The organism is Marinobacter sp. F4216 (assembly GCF_019931195.1).
Classification (GTDB): domain Bacteria; phylum Pseudomonadota; class Gammaproteobacteria; order Pseudomonadales; family Oleiphilaceae; genus Marinobacter; species Marinobacter suaedae.
In genome coordinates this window covers 518,968-535,820 of record NZ_JAIOUO010000002.1, presented here as the reverse complement: position 1 = coordinate 535,820, position 16,853 = coordinate 518,968, and the positions used below count along the sequence as shown (strand labels likewise).

Here is a 16,853-nt window from a genome sequence, read left to right as displayed (position 1 = left end):
TTTTCCCGTAACCATAGGGCGACTCGATTCTCTCAACAAGCAGCTGACGCCGAATTCAGGCGCCCGAGGACAGACCATGAATGCAAAGGCCGGCGCACTACCGGACATCAACGTGGATGAGTTTCGAAAGGTGGTACGCAGCCGCCGCTCCATACGCCGATTCAAGGACGAGCCCATACCCCAGGAAATTCTGAACGACTGCCTGGAACTGGCCACCCTCGCGCCCAACTCCAGCAACCTTCAGCCCTGGGAGTTCTTCGTCGTCAAAACGCCAGAACTCAAAGCAAAACTGGCCAAGGCCTGCCTGGGTCAGAATGCCGCCAAGACGGCACCCCTTTTGATTGCCATCGTCGCCCGCCCGGATACCTGGCGCGACCACGCCCGGCTTGCACTGGAGGAGTGGCCAGAGACGAAGATGCCGTCCATCGTCGACAAGTATTACCGCAAAATCGCACCGATTCACTACAACCAGGGTCCGTTCGGCGTGTTTGGTGCCGCGAAAAAAGCCATCGGACTGGTGGCTGGCCTGTCCCGCCCCGTGCCCCGGGGGCCCTACTCGGTCAACGAAATGAAAATCTGGGCCACCAAGTCGACCGCCCTGGCCGCGGAAAACCTGATGCTGGCGCTTAGGGCCCATGGCTACGATTCGTGTCCGATGGAAGGTTTCGATGAATGCCGGGTAAAGAAACTGCTCAAGCTGCCGCGCAAAGGTCTGGTCACCATGGTGCTGGCCGCCGGCAAACGTGCTGAGGATGGCGTGTACAATCAGCAGTACCGGTTTGACCAGTCCCGCTTCGTTCATTATCTGTGACCGCTCTGCGCCACGACATCGTCAAAACAGACTGTCAGGGGTGACCAACCGCCATTCCTGACAGGCTGGCAGCCGCGCCACGCAAGCCGGTGTACGGATCAGTGATAACGGTCACCGGCGTCGACGCCACCAGTGAACTCATCCGCCCCTTGTTTTCAAAGCCAGCGCGGAATGGGCTCGCCAAGAGGAAATCCAGCATCCTGGGCAATATGCCTCCACACAAGTAAACCCCTCCTGTGCTGCCCATGGTGAGCACCGCATCCCCTGCTACCCGGCCCAGGATGTGACAAAACCGGTTCAAGGCATCCACCGCCAGCAAATCTTGGCTCCTCTGCGCAGCCTGGAGGATAGTGGCGGGCGAATCCAGTGGCGCCTCCCGCCCCTGAACTACCCCTAACGCTTGGTAGAGATTCACTAATCCGGGCCCACTGAGAATCCGCTCCACGGACACCCTTGAGTGCCGCTTTCTGAGTACGCCCTGGACTGCAAACTCCTCCTCATCCGCTGGCGCAAAAGCCACGTGGCCACCTTCGCTGGAAAGCACGATCCAGTCGTCGCCAGACGGTACCAGACCGGCCATTCCCAATCCGGTTCCAGGCCCCAGTACCAACCTTGGCGCATGCTGATCGCCCGGGCCACCGCACACATGCTGTTGGTGATCGTCCCTGACCTGAAGAGCCCCCAGAGCCATGGCTGAAAAGTCATTGATGACCCGGAACTCTTGCCAGCCAAATCGATGCATTACGTCATCGACCACAAAACTCCATGGATTGTTGGTCATCTGGACGGGCGATTCGGAGACAATCCCCGCAACGGCCAGACAAGCTCTGGCTACCCTTCTTTCACCAACACGTGCGAGGTAATTGGCAATCACACCCTCAAGGCCGCTGAATTCCGAACACGGCAGACTTTCGATGGCTTCCAGTGCGCCGCTGTCGGTATCTGCCAGGGCAAAGCGGGCATTGGTACCGCCCACATCCCCCACCAGCACATAACGGGACTCACTCATGCATCGTGATTCCAGAAAAAGCTGGCGCCCTCTTCGGGCGTGCTTGCAGAACGGCGCATCCAGCCAAACAGCTCACGGCCATATCCATGACGATTCGCCGCCATATCGGGGGTGGCCGACGGGCGCTCCGCCAGCTCGGCGTCCGTGAGGGAAACCGACAGACTGCCGGTGGTGGCATCCAGGCATATCACATCACCATCGCGCAGTTTGGCCAGGGAACCACCGTCCAGGGCTTCCGGGTACACATGAATAGCCGCTGGCACCTTGCCCGAGGCGCCGGACATCCTCCCATCGGTTACCAGCCCAACCTTGAAACCACGGTCCTGAAGCACCCCCAGATACGGTGTCAGCTTGTGCAGCTCAGGCATACCATTGGCCCGAGGCCCCTGGAACCGAACCACGACGATGCAGTCCCTGTCCAGCTGGCCGGCCTCAAAGGCGGCTTTCAGATCATCCTGATCGTCAAACAGAACCGCCGGTGCTTCCACCTTATGATGCTCCTTCGCAACCGCCGACACCTTGATGACACCCCGGCCAAGGTTGCCGTCCAACACCCGGAGTCCGCCATCCGGCGCAAAGGGTTCAGCGGCGGTACTGAGCACCTCCGGATTTCCGGATTTCTCCGGAGCGGAAGACCAGACCAGCTTGTCGCCTTCCAGCGAGGCCCCCTGGGTGTAACGCTCCAGCCCCTCGCCAACCACTGTGTTTACGTCGTTGTGCAGGAAACCGCCGGCAAGTAATTCACGAATCAGAAACGGGGTGCCTCCGGCCTCGTGGAACGCATTCACGTCCTCCTGGCCGTTCGGATAGATGCGCGTCATGGAGGGGACCACGGACGACAGGTCGGCAAAGTCGTTCCAGTCGACAAGGATACCGGCCGCCTGCGCAATGGCGATCCAGTGCATGGTGTGGTTGGTGGAGCCGCCGGTGACCAGCAGGGCGACCAGTGCGTTGACGATGCTCTTTTCATCCACCATGTCCGCCAGCCCAAGCTCACCCCCGTTGGGCTTCGATAACCGGATCACCTGCTCTGTGGCGTAACGAGTCAGGGCGTCCCGCAGCGGCGTGCCCGGATTCACGAAGGCCGCGCCGGGCAAATGCAATCCCATCACCTCCACCAACAGCTGGTTGCTGTTGGCGGTTCCGTAGAAGGTGCAGGTTCCCGGACTGTGGTAAGACTTGCTTTCCGCTTCCAGCAGCTCATCCTTGCCAATCTTGCCCTCGGCATAGAGTTGACGGATACGTTGTTTTTCCTTGTTCGGCAGCCCGGAAGGCATCGGGCCTGCCGGTACCAGCACGGTTGGCAGGTAACCGAAACTCAGGGCCCCGATCAGCAGCCCCGGTACGATCTTGTCGCAAATACCAAGCAGCAGGGTGGCGTCGAACATGTTGTGGCTGAGGGCGACCGCCGTGCTCATGGCAATGGTATCGCGGGAAAACAGGCTCAATTCCATCCCCGGCTGCCCCTGGGTCACCCCGTCACACATGGCGGGCGTTCCGCCCGCAACCTGAGCTACCGACCCCATCCCCCGAGCGGCTTCACGAATAATGTCAGGAAACTTTTCATAGGGTTGGTGGGCCGAAAGCATATCGTTGTAGGCAGTGACGATCGCCACATTGGCCCTGTTCATGAAGCGCAGGGTGTCCTTGTCACCGGGACTGCACGCTGCAAAGCCGTGGGCCAGATTACCGCACGACAGACTGCTCCGGTGGGGAGACTGGGCCTTCAGCGTCGCCATATGCTTCAGGTAGCCCTCACGACCAGCCCGACTCCGCTCAATGATTCGCTGGGTAACCTTGTCAACCACGGGCTGCATCGCTTAACTCCCTTCACTCTCTTTTTGAAAGTAATTTTTACTATATTTAGTCTATAAATACACAACAAAAGCGAACTTTAACGGTATCATGTTGTCATATTTACTACGCACCAGGGATTGCAGAAAACGTCGCCAAGGAGGCCGACCATGACACTACGCATTGCTATCAACGGCTTTGGCCGAATCGGACGAAACGTTGTTCGCGCACTTTACGAGAACAACTACCGGCAACACATGCAGATCGTCGCAATCAACGACCTCGCCGATGCCCCTGCCAACGCCCACCTGCTCAAGTACGACAGTGTTCACGGGCGATTCTCCGGCGACGTATCCGCCGATGCCGAATCCCTGACCATCAATGGCGACCGGATTGCCGTGTCAGCCATCAGAGATCCGAAAGAGCTGCCCTGGCAATCCCATCAGGTCGACATCGTCTTCGAGTGTACCGGCCTGTTCACGGATCGATCCGCCGCCGCGGCGCATCTGCACGCCGGAGCCCGCAAGGTCATTATTTCCGCCCCCTCACCGGACGCGGACGCGACGATTGTCTATGGGGTAAATGAGCAGTCACTCACTGGCCGACACAGCATAATCTCCAATGCCAGCTGCACCACTAACTGCCTGGCACCGATTGCCAAGGCACTGAATGATCGCGTAGGCATCGAGAGCGGATTAATGACAACCATCCATTCCTACACCAACGACCAGACACTCAACGATGTCTACCACCCGGACCCCTACCGGGCCAGGTCGGCCACTCAATCCATGATTCCGACCAAAACCGGCGCCGCTGCTGCCATTGGCAAGGTCATACCGGAACTGGACGGCAAACTCGATGGCCTGGCCGTGCGAGTTCCGACCATTAACGTATCCTTGGTGGATTTTGGCTTTATCGCCTGCAGAGATACCACTGTTCAAGAAATCAACAGCACAGTCAAGGCAGCGGCGGAAGGCTCTCCGATTCTTGGATTCAACCGCGAAAAGCTGGTGAGCATCGACTTCAACCACAATGAGCTCTCCAGCATTTTCGATGCCAACCACACCCGCGTGCTCGGCCGCCATGTAAAAGTCATGGCCTGGTACGACAATGAGTGGGGATTCTCGAATCGCATGCTGGATAATGCTCTTGCACTTCACCGGGCCTCCCGCCAAGGCTGACTGTCCGAAGCAATTCCACTAACCTAGACAGATAAACGCACCGTTAAGGACTTCCTAATATGCTCAGGCGCACCAAAATAGTCGCAACACTCGGACCCGCCACGGACTCACCAGAGTCGTTATCCGCCATCATTGCCGCCGGAGTGGATGTCACGCGACTGAATTTTTCCCATGGAAGCGCCGAGGAGCACATCAACCGGGCCCGGCTGGTGCGCGAGACCGCAGCCGCCAACGGGCGCTTTGTCGCCGTCCTGGCGGACCTGCAAGGCCCGAAACTCCGTATCGCCCGATTCGCCGACAACAAGGTAATCCTGAGTGCCGGACAAACCTTTGTCCTGGATGCGAGCATGGATAAGGAGGCAGGAACGGCCGAACGTGTTGGTATCGACTACGAACAGCTGATCGACGACGTGAAACCGGGCGATATCCTGGTTCTCGACGATGGCCGAATCGAGATGGAAGTGCAGTCAGTTGATGCACACAGCATTACCTCTACGGTTCTGATTGGCGGCCCGCTATCCAACAACAAGGGCCTGAACAAGCGCGGTGGTGGACTCTCGGCCGAAGCGCTCACCGAAAAGGACAAGCAGGACATCGTCACCGCAGCCCGACTGGGCGCGGACTATGTGGCGGTCTCCTTCGTCCGAACGGCTGAAGACATGTACACGGCCCGCAAACTGCTGAGCGACGCAGGCTCCAATGCCGGCCTGGTCGCCAAGATCGAACGGGCCGAACTGGCCCACAACGAAGCCGCCCTGGATGCGGTCATTGAAGCCTCCGACGCCGTCATGGTAGCTCGCGGCGACCTGGCCGTAGAGATTGGTGATGCGGAACTGGTGGGCGTGCAGAAGCACATCATCGCCCGAGCCAGAACCCTGAACCGGGCCGTGATTACGGCAACCCAGATGATGGAATCCATGATCACCAACCCCATGCCAACCCGGGCGGAAGTATCCGATGTGGCGAACGCGGTCATGGACTACACCGATGCGGTCATGCTGTCCGCGGAAACCGCCGTGGGCGATTACCCGAAAGAAGCCGTCGAGGCGATGGTCCGCATCTGTTTGGGCGCCGAAAAGCACCCCTCCATGCACCAGTCCAAGCACCGCATCCACGAAAGCATGGAGCGGGTGGACGAGGCCATAGCGCTGTCCGCCATGTACGCCGCCAATCACCTTGAAGGGGTGACGGCCATCATCTGCATGTCGGAAACCGGAGCGACGCCGCGACTGATGTCCCGCATTAAGTCCAGCCTGCCGATTTTCTCCTTTTCCCGGCACCACTCCACCCAGCACCGAGTTGTGCTGTTCCGGGGTGTACAGACGGTTCCTTTCGACTCGGCCACCGTTCCCAACGAGCGTACCAACGCCCTGGCCATTTCGGAGTTGGTCAATCGGGAAATCGTGAAGGAGGGAGATCTTGTCGTAATCACCAAGGGAGACTACGTCAACGCCCAGGGCGGCACGAATACCATGAAAATCGTGAAAGTCGGGGCCGACATTCGTTGACCCGGCATCATCCCTGAAACGGATTGGGCGCCCTCACCCGGCGCCCAATCCAGTCAACCAAGCCAATAGAGTACCTCTAGCCCAAATCAGACAGACTGCCCTCGGCAATTTCTCTGATACGCGCCCAATCCCCGGCGGCCACCACATCCTTGGGCGTCAGCCATGAGCCACCGACCGACCGGACATTCGACAGCTCCAGATAATGCCCGGCGGTTTCTCGCCGAATACCTCCAGTCGGGCAAAACGTCACGTCCGGAAATGGCCCCCGAAATGCCTTGAGCGCACTCACACCACCAGCCACTTCCGCCGGGAAAAACTTGAACTGGCGATAGCCCAGTACGTACCCCATCATCAACTCGGACACGGTAGCAACACCCGGCAACAATGGCGCTTGCGAGGTTACGCCAAACTCGAGAATGGCCTCCGTCACGCCCGGTGTGATCACAAACTGGGCGCCGGCGTTCTCTGCCTCCCTATACTGGGCAACGCTGGTCACAGTTCCCGCGCCTACCCAGGCATCCGGCAGTGCTGCTCGCACCTCCTCGATAGCCTTCAAACCAAAGGGCGTACGCAGGGTAATCTCCAGTACCCGAATACCGCCATCAACCAGGGACCGGCAAAGCGGCACAGCCTGATCGGGGTCTTGAATGGAAATAACCGGCACCAGGGGTGACGCCTCCAACACCGCCTGGATGCGCTCACGATGGAAGTCAGACAATTGGGTCATGGTTGCTCTCCATAGCCAGTAACGGCAGACACAATCAAGGACTCCAGAACACCTGAAGCCCGGGTTTCAGGAAGGCCCTTATCGGCATCGCCAGAACATCTTCCGGTTCAGACAGTGCACGCTTGAGGGTTTCCAGCTTGTCGCGCCCCGTCAGATGCAATGCTGTGAAACGCGCTGCCTCCAGGATGGGCCGTGTGAGCGAGATGCGCGGATGCGGCTGTGAGGGTGGCCACATCGCAACGACCCGTTCTGACGACTGAGCATTCATCGCCCGCGCAATCTCAGGCGCGTCGGGAAACAGTGACGCGGTATGGCCATCGTTGCCCATGCCCAGAATCACCACGTCCAGTGGCAACGCCAGGTCTTTGAGCCCCGCTGAAACCCGGGCAAGCGCATCAATGGGCGCCCGCCCCTCTGCTTTGAGTGGTAGATATCGCGCTGCGGCGGCCTCCCCTTTGAGCAGGTGATCACGGACCAGCCGGGTATTGCTCGCCGGATCCTCCTCATCAACCCACCGCTCGTCCGCGAGCAACACATCCACCCGATGCCAGTCCAGCGCCTTGTTTGACAAGGCTTCAAAAAACGGCACCGGAGTCGAACCTCCGGACACCACCAGGCTTGCCCGCTCGGCGCTGGCGAGCCGCTCACGGAGAAAGTCTGCCACTGCATTGGCCAAAGTGAGGGCGACGGACTCGGGCGCATCCTCGAATCGCGCCTGAACCCCCTCGGGAAACTGTATATCAGGCGTCTTCATACCAACTCCTTCCGTCCCGGGTGATCATGGCGATGGATGCCACCGGTCCCCAGGTGCCTGCCGCGTAACGCTTGGGTGGCTCTCCTATGTCCTGCCAGTTCTGGATTACCTGATCCACCCAGCGCCAGGCATGCTCGACCTCATCCCGGCGCACAAACAGGTACTGGTTCCCCTTCATAACTTCCCAGAGCAGCCGCTCGTAGGCGTCCGGGATGCGGTCCGTGTCGAAGGTTTCTGAGAACGTCAACTCAAGGGGCCCCTGCCGCAGCCGCATCCCCTTATCCAGCCCTTGATCCTTGGTCAGAATTTTGAGCGCCATACCCTCGTCCGGTTGCAGGCGGATGATCAGCTTGTTGTTGGCCAGATGCTTCTGATCCGGGTCGAAGATGTAATGAGGCGCAGGCTTGAAGTGTATGATGATCTGGGAAAGCTTCTCGGGCAGGCGCTTTCCGGTACGGATGTAGAATGGCACCCCGGACCAGCGCCAGTTATCGATTTCCACCTTCAGGGCGACAAAGGTTTCCGTCGAGCTGCCCTTGTTCGCCCCTTCCTCTTCCAGGTAACCCGGCACCGGCTTTCCATTACTGGTGCCCGCCACGTACTGGCCACGCACCACGTAGCGCTCCATCATATCGGGCGTGATACGGCGCAACGCCTTGAGCACTTTTACCTTCTCGTCCCGAATGCTGTCTGCGGTCAGGTCTGACGGTGGATCCATGGCGATCAGGCACAGCAACTGCAGCAGGTGGTTCTGAATCATGTCCCGGATCTGGCCCGCCTTGTCGAAGTACCCCCACCGCCCCTCAATGCCAACACTTTCGGCCACGGTAATTTCAACATGAGAGATATGGTTCTGGTCCCACTGGGAGGCAAAGAGGTTGTTGGCGAAACGCAACGCAATCAGATTCTGGACCGTTTCTTTACCGAGGTAGTGATCAATCCGGAACAGCTGACTTTCGTTGTACACCTCCCCAAGTTCGTCGTTGATCACCCGGGAGGAATCAAGGTCATGGCCAATGGGCTTTTCCACCACCACCCGGGTTTTATCAATACAACAATCCGCGGCTCTCAGATTCCTGGCAATCACACCGTACATGGACGGCGGTGTGGCCATATAAACGATGAGCTGGTTGTTCGCCGAATCCCGCCAATCGTTTAAATCCGAAAAGCCGGACGGATCGGTAAAGTCGAGGCACTTGTAATCCACCCGCTCAAGAAAGGCGTCGGCCACGGAGGCGTCGAATTCAGAGGACTTTACATGTTGCCTGAGCTTCGCCAGCAACTGATTCCGAATGTCCGGGGCGGATGCATCCGTACGCGCAATCGCCAGAATCCGGCTACCGTCGGCAAGAAGCCTGGCGCGCTCCAGCTGATACAAGGCGGGAAACAGTTTGCGCTGCGCCAGGTCGCCCAATGCACCGAATAGCATGAGGTCACAACGAGTGTTGATTTGGTTGGCCATCGAAGCCTCTCTCCTTGAGATCTGGCAGGCGTAGGGATGAGCGCTACCGTTCAGTGTAGTAATTTTAGGTAAAAGAAGACAGCGAAAACCCCACAATGCTGCCACTGGGGGCCAGCCTGATAGGTTTACTACACATCCAGACAAAAAAACGCGGTATACTCCCGATATTCTCACAATAATGCGCCAAGCTTTGGAGTACCTGCAATGGCCGAGAACCGGGCACATCGAGACGACAATCTGCTGGAAGACATTCAGGCCCGCCTGGACAACCTGAACAAATCAGAGCGAAAAGTGGCCGAAGCCATCCTCCGCGACCCAAGCGCGGCCACCCGTTACAGCATCGCTGCCCTGGCCCGTGCCGCGGACGTCAGCGAACCGACGGTGAACCGGTTTTGCCGCGGTTTTTCTGCAACAGGTTTCCCCGATTTCAAAATCCGCCTGGCCCAGAGCATCGCTACCGGAACACCCTACGTCAGCCAGAACGTGGAGCCGGACGACTCCGTTGCCGAGTTCTCCGACAAAATCATGCTCAGCACCATTGCCAGTCTGGACAAAGCCCGCCAGGCACTGGAACCAAAGGCGCTGTCACAAGCAATCGATTACCTCATTCAGGCCAAGCAGATCAATTTCTTTGGCATGGGCGGCTCTGCGTCGGTTGCGCTGGACGCACAGCACAAATTCTTCCGGTTCAACATCCCGGTCATGTCCTATGACGACGCACTGATGCAGCGCATGGTGGCCGCAGGCTCCACCGTGGGGGACGTCATCGTCGTCATCTCCTATACCGGGCGCACCCGGGAGGCCGTCGACGTGGCTCAACTGGCGCGCGCCAATGGCGCGACGGTGATTGGCATCACGAACCCCGACTCCCCGCTGGCAGAGATGTGCAGCGTGGTTCTGGGAGTAACCGCAGAGGAAGACACGGAGGTATACATGCCCATGTCCTCCCGCATCATTCACCTGACGGTTATCGATATTCTGGCCACAGGCGTCACCCTCAAGCGAGGCACCGACTTCCTCGGACACCTGAGAAAAATCAAGGAAAGCCTGAAACCCACCCGCTTCCCGCCTGCTGACTAATTAGCGAGCCAGAAACAAAAAAGCCCGGGACTCAGCCCGGGCTTTTTTCTTGGGATGAAACATCCCGAAAACATCAGCAGCGCTTAAGGGCGCTCCACATCAGCCTGATCCCGCAGGAACTCCTGATAAGCAGCGTATTCGCGCTGCCCCTCAAGAGAAGCCAGGAACTGCGCAAGCTGCTTGAACTCGGCTCCGCCCTCGGCCACTTCACCGTCATTAACGGCGTCCAGAGCAATCACGGTGGCCTCGTCGGCAGTCACGGAATGACCGTAAGCCGAGCCAGACTCTTCCGGACGCTGCATGGTGAATACCGTCTGTACCACGCCCAGATCGAATCCGGTGGCACCGCGGCCAACCGCGTCGTTTTCTATCCACTCGCCGTCAACACCCAACTCCTCCAGAGACTGACCAGACTCAAGACCATCAACCACCTGCTGAGCACGGTCCTGAAGCGCCTCACGGGTCTTCTGAGCCACCAACTGGGCGCGAATGTCATTGGCTACCTGATCAAGGTCCAGTTGCTGGGCCTCGCGGTACTCGCGAACCCGAGCAACCACAGACACGCTGTCGCCTACATCAATCAGCTCGGTGTTATAGCTGTCCTCCAGCACATCGACCGAGAACAGCTGACGAACCAGCCCCTCGTGATCGAACGGAGCCGGACCGCCATTGCGAGTCACGCCCTCAACCTCACGGATTTCCAGTCCAAGCTCCTCGGCCGGGCCCGCCAGATCGTCAGCCGCGTAGGCCGCGTCCGCCAGACGGGTGCGCACCTCAATGAACTTGTCTTCGGCACGCTCACGGGCCAATTCACTGCGCAATTGCTGCTCAATCTCTGCCAGAGCCGGAACCTCGGATCGACGGACATCCTCAAGCTTGATCAGGTGAACACCAAAGCTGGTTTCCACCGGCTCGGACAGCTCACCCTCGTCCAACGCAAACAGCGCTTCCTCGAAGGCCTGATCGTAAACACCGCGACCAGCAAAGCCCAGATCGCCGCCTTCTTTCGCAGAAACCGCGTCAGCAGAAAATTCCTGCGCCAGGTCGGCAAAGGATTCCCCAGCCGCCAGACGCTCCTGAATGGTGGCCATGGTTTCGTCGGCGGATTCCCCATCCTCGATCAGGATATGGGCCGCACGACGCTCTTCCCGGGCCAGGTCGCTGGAGCGCTGCTCGTAGTAGGCCTGAAGGTCCTCGTCACTGACTTCAATGCCTTCGGCCAGTGCGCCCAGAGAGAGCGTAATATACGCGGCATCCACCTGCTCCGGCTGCTGGAAAGCCTGGCTGTTATCTTCATAGAACGCCTCGATCTCGGCATCCGTCACTTCGACATCTTCCGCCACGGAATCGGCAGCGACGCTCAGGGTACGGAAATCACGAGTCTGGTTCTGAATACGCATCAATCGCTCAGCATTCTCGTTCGGCACTAGGCCGCTCTGCACGATACCGGCGCGGATCTGGTTGATCACATACTGCTTGCGGAGTGCATCGCGAAACTCCTGAACACCCATACCCATATTGCGCACGGTGGTGGTGAATCGCTCAGCGTTAAACTTGCCGTCTATCTGGAACTGCGGCATCTGGGTAATCAGCGCATCCACATCGGCCTTGTCCAGCGCCAGACCCTGCTCATCGGCATCCTGAGTCAGCACCTGCTGCTGGATCAGTGACTCCAGCACCTCCTGACGAATCCGGTCTTCATTCAGCAGGGAGGGATCCGGCGTCTCCATCCGCGACAGCCGGCTCTGGCTTTCGAGCTGGACCAGGCGGAGGAACTCCCGTTCTGTAATCTCTTCACCGTTGACCGTCGCCACTTCCGGCTCTCCGGCGATTCCGCCGATGATGGCATCCACACCCCAGAGGGACAGCGTCACTATCAGCAGGCCAACAATAACCTTGGCAATGGTGCTCTGGGCGTTCTCGCGAATATCTTGAAGCATGTTTCTCCCGAATCCCCGTTCAAGGAAGTGCAGTGTCTTTCATTTGTTGTTTGACTGAACGTAAAAAGGCGCACCCTGTTCGGAATGCGCCTCGAATTCTTCTTGGCGACTCCTTCAGCCGGAGCCGCCTGAGAAAGAACCGTTACTTAACGGCGTCTTTCAGGGCCTTGCCAGCCTTGAAGCCAGGCACTTTGGAGGCCGGAATCTTGATCTCGGCACCGGTCTGCGGGTTGCGACCAGTACGAGCAGCACGCTCTTTAACAGAGAAAGTGCCGAAGCCGATCAGAGTGACCTGATCGCCTTTTTTCAGCGCGTCGGTAATGGAGTTGGTCATCGCGTCCAGCGCACGGCCGGCGGCTGCCTTGGAAATGTCTGCGGACTCTGCAATTGCATCGATAAGTTCGGACTTATTCACACTAAACCCCTTCGATTTCAGGTTGAAGATGTTCTAGATTGGTTTGTTATTTCTAGGACGTTCCCGACTATCGCACAGGCGATTCGAGAATTCCATTTTCAGTTTTTTTATTCCTGACGGTGTCTACCCGATGAACGTAATAAACACTCATACTGCGCGGGAGCCCTTGGTATTGGCTGCTTCACGGCGAAATAGTTATACCAACGGGCTCTCTAGCGTGTCAACAACTCATCCGGGCTTTAATGTGTATTTATGCGTTCTGAGGCGTCACTTTCGTCGTCGCGAGGCTTCCCGCTGGCCGCCGAAGAGCTCTTTTCGTCCGCCCGCGGCTCCGGCGGATACGCCAGCGCGAGGTCAAGAACCTCATCAATCCACTTGACCGGACGGATCTCCAGGGATTCCTTGATGTTATCCGGTATCTCCTTGAGATCCCGGACATTTTCATCGGGTATCAATACCGTCTTGATACCACCACGATGAGCTGCAAGGAGCTTTTCCTTCAGACCGCCAATGGCCAGCACTCGACCACGCAGGGTGATTTCACCGGTCATGGCCACATCGGCCCGAACCGGGATTCGGGTCAGCGCAGAAACCAGAGCAGTGCACATGCCAATACCGGCACTTGGGCCATCTTTCGGGGTCGCTCCCTCGGGCACGTGGATGTGCAGATCATGCTTCTCATGGAAATCATCCGCCACACCAAGACCGGCAGCACGACTGCGAACCACGGTCAGAGCCGTTTGAATGGACTCCTGCATGACATCACCCAGGGAACCGGTCTTGACCACACGCCCCTTACCCGGAGTCAACGCGCACTCGATGGTCAGCAGCTCGCCGCCCACCTGAGTCCACGCAAGGCCGGTCACCTGCCCAATCTGGTTCTTCTCTTCCGCCAGGCCGTACTTGAATTTCTTGACACCGGAATACTCTTCCAGCATGTCCGGCTGCAGGATCACTGAGACCTTGCTGTCAGCCTCGACGTGCTCGCGGACCACCTTCCGGCAGATCTTGGCGATCTCTCGCTCAAGCCCCCGAACACCGGCTTCCCGAGTGTAGTAGCGAATCAGATCCCGGAGGGTCGCCTCTGTTATTTCCAGCTCATCCTTGCGCAGGCCGTTGGCCTTGATCTGCTTGGGCAGCAGATAGCGTGTCGCAATGTTGACCTTCTCATCCTCGGTGTAACCCGGGATACGGATGATCTCCATCCGGTCCAGCAGCGCCGGGGGGATATCCATGGAGTTGGACGTACAGACGAACATGACGTCAGACAGATCGTAATCCACCTCCAGATAGTGGTCATTGAAGGTGTGATTCTGTTCCGGATCCAGCACTTCCAGAAGTGCAGAGGCGGGATCACCACGATGATCCATGCCCATCTTGTCAATCTCATCAAACAGGAACAGTGGGTTCTTCACTCCAACCTTGGACAACTTCTGCAGCAGCTTGCCTGGCAGGGCACCGATATAGGTCTTACGATGGCCGCGAATCTCGGCCTCGTCACGCACGCCACCCAGCGCCATGCGCGTGTATTTGCGGTTGGTCGCCTTGGCAATGGACTGTCCCAGGGACGTTTTACCCACACCAGGAGGCCCGACCAGGCACAGCACCGGGCCTTTCACCTTCTTCACTCGGCTCTGGACAGCCAGGTACTCGAGAATGCGCTTCTTGACCTCGTCCAGGCCATAGTGGTCCCGATCCAGGATCTCGCGGGCCTTTTCGATGTCATGGCGAACACGGCTCCGCTTCTTCCAGGGCACCGCCAACATCCAGTCGATGTAGCCGCGCACAACGGTGGCCTCGGCAGACATCGGCGACATCATCTTGAGCTTGTTCAGCTCGGCTTCGGTCTTCTTGCGAGCCTCTTCCGGCAAGCCAGCTTCTTCCAGCTTCTGCTCAAGCTCTTCAAAATCATTATTGCCTTCCCCGAGCTGCCCCATCTCCTTCTGTATGGCCTTCATCTGCTCGTTCAGGTAGTACTCACGCTGGCTGCGCTCCATCTGCTTTTTAACGCGACCGCGGATTCGCTTCTCGACCTCGATAAGGTCGATTTCGCCGTCCAGCTTGCCGAGCAAAAGATCAACACGCTTGCGCACGTCCAGAGCTTCCAGCAGCTCCTGCTTCTCGGGAATACGCATCTCAAGATGCGCGGCCATGGTATCGGCAAGACGCTCAAGTTCTTCGATCCCGTTCAGGGAGTTGGAAACTTCCGACGGGACTTTTTTGGAGAGCTTGACGTATTTCTCGAACTCCTCCATCAAAGACTTGACCAGAACCTCTTCCTCACGACCCGGCAGTCCCTCTTCATCGAGCATAAAGGCACGACCAGTGAGATAATCACCCTCGTCGATCCGCTCGATATCAGCCCGGGCATTGCCCTCGACCAGCACCTTTACGGTGCCGTCCGGCAAGCGCAGCATCTGCAGGATGGTTGCCAGGGTACCCATGTCAAAAACGTCTTCAGGGCCCGGCTCATCGGTCGACGCATCACGCTGGGCTACCAGCAGGATTTCCTTGCCTCCTTCCATCGCCGCTTCGAGCGCCTGAATGGATTTTTCTCGGCCCACGAACAGCGGGACTACCATGTGCGGGAACACCACCACATCGCGCAACGGCAACAGGGGGTACTCTTGCACAGAATTCTCAGGTATGCGGGTCATAGGGAATCCTCGAACGGTGTTTCTTTCAGCATATCATTCTTGATTGGGGCGACCGCAAAAATTGCAATCTTTTTAGTTTACGGACAGGACGAAAAACTGAGGCATGAAAAACGCAAAAAGGGGCGCAATCGCCCCTTTTCACTGGTCGGAATCCTGAACGATGATCAGTCTTCCGGAACCGCCTTGGCGTGATCGCTGCTCGCGTAGATCTTGAACGGCTCGGAATCGCCATCAATCACGCTTTCATCAATCACCACCTTGGAAACGTCGTGCTCCGACGGAATCTGATACATGGTGTCCAGCAATGTGGCCTCCATGATCGACCGAAGCCCCCGAGCCCCCGTTTTCCGCTCCATCGCCCTGCGTGCCACAGCGCGCAGCGCATCTTCCCGGAAGTCCAGCTCAACGCCTTCCATATCAAACAGCTTCTGATACTGCTTGGTCAGAGCGTTCTTCGGCTCGGTCAGAATCTGAACCAGAGCGGCTTCGTCCAGCTCAGTCAGCGTTGCAACAACCGGCAGACGACCAACGAACTCAGGAATCAGGCCAAACTTCACCAGATCTTCGGTCTCCACTTCCTGAATCATATCCGCCGCACTCTTGCTGTCATCCTGACTAACGACGGAAGCAGAGAAGCCAATGGAGCTGCGCTCTGTCCGCTCCTGGATAACCCGATCCAGTCCAGCAAAAGCACCACCGCAAATAAACAGGATGTTGCTGGTGTCGACCTGCAGGAATTCCTGCTGGGGATGCTTTCGACCGCCCTGCGGCGGAACGGAAGCCACCGTACCTTCGATCAGCTTCAAGAGCGCCTGCTGCACACCCTCACCCGAAACATCGCGAGTGATGGACGGGTTGTCCGACTTGCGTGAAATCTTGTCGATTTCGTCGATGTACACAATACCGCGCTGGGCTTTGTCGACATCGTAGTCGCACTTCTGAAGAAGCTTCTGGATGATATTTTCGACGTCTTCACCGACATAGCCGGCTTCGGTCAATGTGGTAGCATCAGCAATAGTGAACGGCACGTTAAGCATGCGAGCCAGAGTCTCTGCCAGCAGGGTTTTACCACTACCGGTCGGTCCAATCAGCAGGATGTTACTCTTGCCCAACTCTACGTCAGCCTTGCCTTCGCCGTAGCGAAGCCGCTTGTAGTGGTTGTAAACCGCAACCGAAAGCACCACCTTGGCACGATCCTGTCCAATGACGTACTCATTCAGAGTGTCACGTATTTCGGTCGGTGTGGGGAGGCGATCGCTGGATTCTTCCTGTGCGTTATCCTGAATTTCTTCGCGGATGATGTCGTTACACAGGTCGACACACTCGTCGCAGATGAACACCGAGGGCCCTGCAATGAGCTTACGGACTTCATGCTGGCTCTTTCCGCAAAACGAACAGTAGAGCAACTTGCCGTTATCGTCGCCTCTGCCGTTTCTTTCATCAGCCATTGAAATACCTCTGATCTTGGTAAGCCGCCGTTATAGGCTTCTACGACGGCCAAGAATGATGCGATTA

Annotated in this window: 13 protein-coding genes; 4 read left to right on the top strand and 9 right to left on the bottom strand. The window is 57.9% G+C overall.

Annotated elements, in window-relative coordinates; genetic code table 11:
* The first annotated feature begins 76 nt into the window (after positions 1 to 76).
* Positions 77 to 811: a nitroreductase family protein gene (locus K8I84_RS02950; protein WP_223793224.1), complete on the top strand. Its 735-nt coding sequence runs from the start codon at positions 77 to 79 to the stop codon at positions 809 to 811.
* Positions 812 to 845: 34 nt separating this feature from the next.
* Here the strand turns inward: K8I84_RS02950 and glk are convergent, their stop codons facing one another.
* Together glk and edd are read right to left on the bottom strand one after the other, a co-directional pair.
* On the bottom strand, positions 846 to 1,820 hold the full coding sequence (glk, locus tag K8I84_RS02945; RefSeq protein ID WP_223793223.1) for a glucokinase: 975 nt from the start codon (positions 1,818 to 1,820) through the stop codon (positions 846 to 848).
* Positions 1,817 to 3,637 (bottom strand): phosphogluconate dehydratase, encoded by a 1,821-nt coding sequence (gene edd, locus K8I84_RS02940; protein WP_223793222.1) that lies wholly within the window; start codon positions 3,635 to 3,637, stop codon positions 1,817 to 1,819. Before edd ends, glk begins: the two co-directional genes overlap by 4 nt.
* A 147-nt stretch (positions 3,638 to 3,784) precedes the next feature.
* Between edd and gap the strand changes: the two genes are divergently transcribed.
* Positions 3,785 to 4,795 carry a type I glyceraldehyde-3-phosphate dehydrogenase gene (gene gap, locus K8I84_RS02935; protein WP_223793221.1) on the top strand — a complete coding sequence of 337 codons (1,011 nt, stop codon included), beginning with the start codon at positions 3,785 to 3,787 and terminating at the stop codon, positions 4,793 to 4,795.
* 59 nt (positions 4,796 to 4,854) lie between these two features.
* Complete coding sequence (gene pyk / locus K8I84_RS02930; RefSeq protein ID WP_223793220.1) at positions 4,855 to 6,303, top strand: pyruvate kinase; 1,449 nt, start codon at positions 4,855 to 4,857, stop codon at positions 6,301 to 6,303.
* Between the two features lie 76 nt (positions 6,304 to 6,379).
* On the opposite strand, the gene K8I84_RS02925 is transcribed toward pyk, so the two are convergent.
* Genes K8I84_RS02925 through zwf form a run of 3 tightly spaced genes read right to left on the bottom strand, consistent with a single transcriptional unit; the run spans position 6,380 to position 9,246 of the window.
* The gene (locus K8I84_RS02925) at positions 6,380 to 7,030 is read right to left on the bottom strand and encodes a bifunctional 4-hydroxy-2-oxoglutarate aldolase/2-dehydro-3-deoxy-phosphogluconate aldolase (RefSeq protein ID WP_223793219.1); all 651 of its coding nucleotides are present in this window, start codon (positions 7,028 to 7,030) and stop codon (positions 6,380 to 6,382) included.
* Between the two features lie 34 nt (positions 7,031 to 7,064).
* Positions 7,065 to 7,784, bottom strand: a complete 720-nt coding sequence (gene pgl / locus K8I84_RS02920) for a 6-phosphogluconolactonase (RefSeq protein WP_223793218.1) — start codon at positions 7,782 to 7,784, stop codon at positions 7,065 to 7,067.
* Positions 7,771 to 9,246, bottom strand: coding sequence for a glucose-6-phosphate dehydrogenase (zwf, locus tag K8I84_RS02915; RefSeq protein ID WP_223793217.1), 1,476 nt, complete (start codon positions 9,244 to 9,246; stop codon positions 7,771 to 7,773). Before zwf ends, pgl begins: the two co-directional genes overlap by 14 nt.
* Before the next feature lie 204 nt (positions 9,247 to 9,450).
* Here zwf and K8I84_RS02910 point away from each other — a divergent pair, with 204 nt between their 5' ends.
* Positions 9,451 to 10,326 (top strand): MurR/RpiR family transcriptional regulator, encoded by an 876-nt coding sequence (locus K8I84_RS02910; RefSeq protein ID WP_223793216.1) that lies wholly within the window; start codon positions 9,451 to 9,453, stop codon positions 10,324 to 10,326.
* 83 nt (positions 10,327 to 10,409) lie between these two features.
* Here the strand turns inward: K8I84_RS02910 and K8I84_RS02905 are convergent, their stop codons facing one another.
* The 4 genes from K8I84_RS02905 to clpX form a co-directional block, all read right to left on the bottom strand.
* Positions 10,410 to 12,266, bottom strand: coding sequence for a SurA N-terminal domain-containing protein (locus tag K8I84_RS02905; protein WP_223793215.1), 1,857 nt, complete (start codon positions 12,264 to 12,266; stop codon positions 10,410 to 10,412).
* A 142-nt stretch (positions 12,267 to 12,408) separates the two neighbouring features.
* Complete coding sequence (locus K8I84_RS02900; RefSeq protein ID WP_223793214.1) at positions 12,409 to 12,681, bottom strand: HU family DNA-binding protein; 273 nt, start codon at positions 12,679 to 12,681, stop codon at positions 12,409 to 12,411.
* A 239-nt stretch (positions 12,682 to 12,920) separates the two neighbouring features.
* Complete coding sequence (gene lon, locus K8I84_RS02895; protein WP_223793213.1) at positions 12,921 to 15,338, bottom strand: endopeptidase La; 2,418 nt, start codon at positions 15,336 to 15,338, stop codon at positions 12,921 to 12,923.
* Between the two features lie 164 nt (positions 15,339 to 15,502).
* A complete protein-coding gene (gene clpX, locus K8I84_RS02890) occupies positions 15,503 to 16,786 on the bottom strand; it encodes an ATP-dependent Clp protease ATP-binding subunit ClpX (protein WP_223793212.1) in 1,284 nt (427 codons plus the stop codon).
* Positions 16,787 to 16,853: the final 67 nt, after the last annotated feature.

What these genes read in the sequence shown, in the direction of transcription:
- clpX (WP_223793212.1), bottom strand. Translation starts at nt 16,786, where the DNA reads ATGGCTGATGAAAGAAACGGCAGAGGCGACGATAACGGCAAGTTGCTC.
- K8I84_RS02950 (WP_223793224.1), top strand. Translation starts at nt 77, where the DNA reads ATGAATGCAAAGGCCGGCGCACTACCGGACATCAACGTGGATGAGTTT.
- glk (WP_223793223.1), bottom strand. Translation starts at nt 1,820, where the DNA reads ATGAGTGAGTCCCGTTATGTGCTGGTGGGGGATGTGGGCGGTACCAAT.
- edd (WP_223793222.1), bottom strand. Translation starts at nt 3,637, where the DNA reads ATGCAGCCCGTGGTTGACAAGGTTACCCAGCGAATCATTGAGCGGAGT.
- lon (WP_223793213.1), bottom strand. Translation starts at nt 15,338, where the DNA reads ATGACCCGCATACCTGAGAATTCTGTGCAAGAGTACCCCCTGTTGCCG.
- K8I84_RS02910 (WP_223793216.1), top strand. Translation starts at nt 9,451, where the DNA reads ATGGCCGAGAACCGGGCACATCGAGACGACAATCTGCTGGAAGACATT.
- gap (WP_223793221.1), top strand. Translation starts at nt 3,785, where the DNA reads ATGACACTACGCATTGCTATCAACGGCTTTGGCCGAATCGGACGAAAC.
- zwf (WP_223793217.1), bottom strand. Translation starts at nt 9,246, where the DNA reads ATGGCCAACCAAATCAACACTCGTTGTGACCTCATGCTATTCGGTGCA.
- K8I84_RS02925 (WP_223793219.1), bottom strand. Translation starts at nt 7,030, where the DNA reads ATGACCCAATTGTCTGACTTCCATCGTGAGCGCATCCAGGCGGTGTTG.
- pyk (WP_223793220.1), top strand. Translation starts at nt 4,855, where the DNA reads ATGCTCAGGCGCACCAAAATAGTCGCAACACTCGGACCCGCCACGGAC.
- K8I84_RS02905 (WP_223793215.1), bottom strand. Translation starts at nt 12,266, where the DNA reads ATGCTTCAAGATATTCGCGAGAACGCCCAGAGCACCATTGCCAAGGTT.
- pgl (WP_223793218.1), bottom strand. Translation starts at nt 7,784, where the DNA reads ATGAAGACGCCTGATATACAGTTTCCCGAGGGGGTTCAGGCGCGATTC.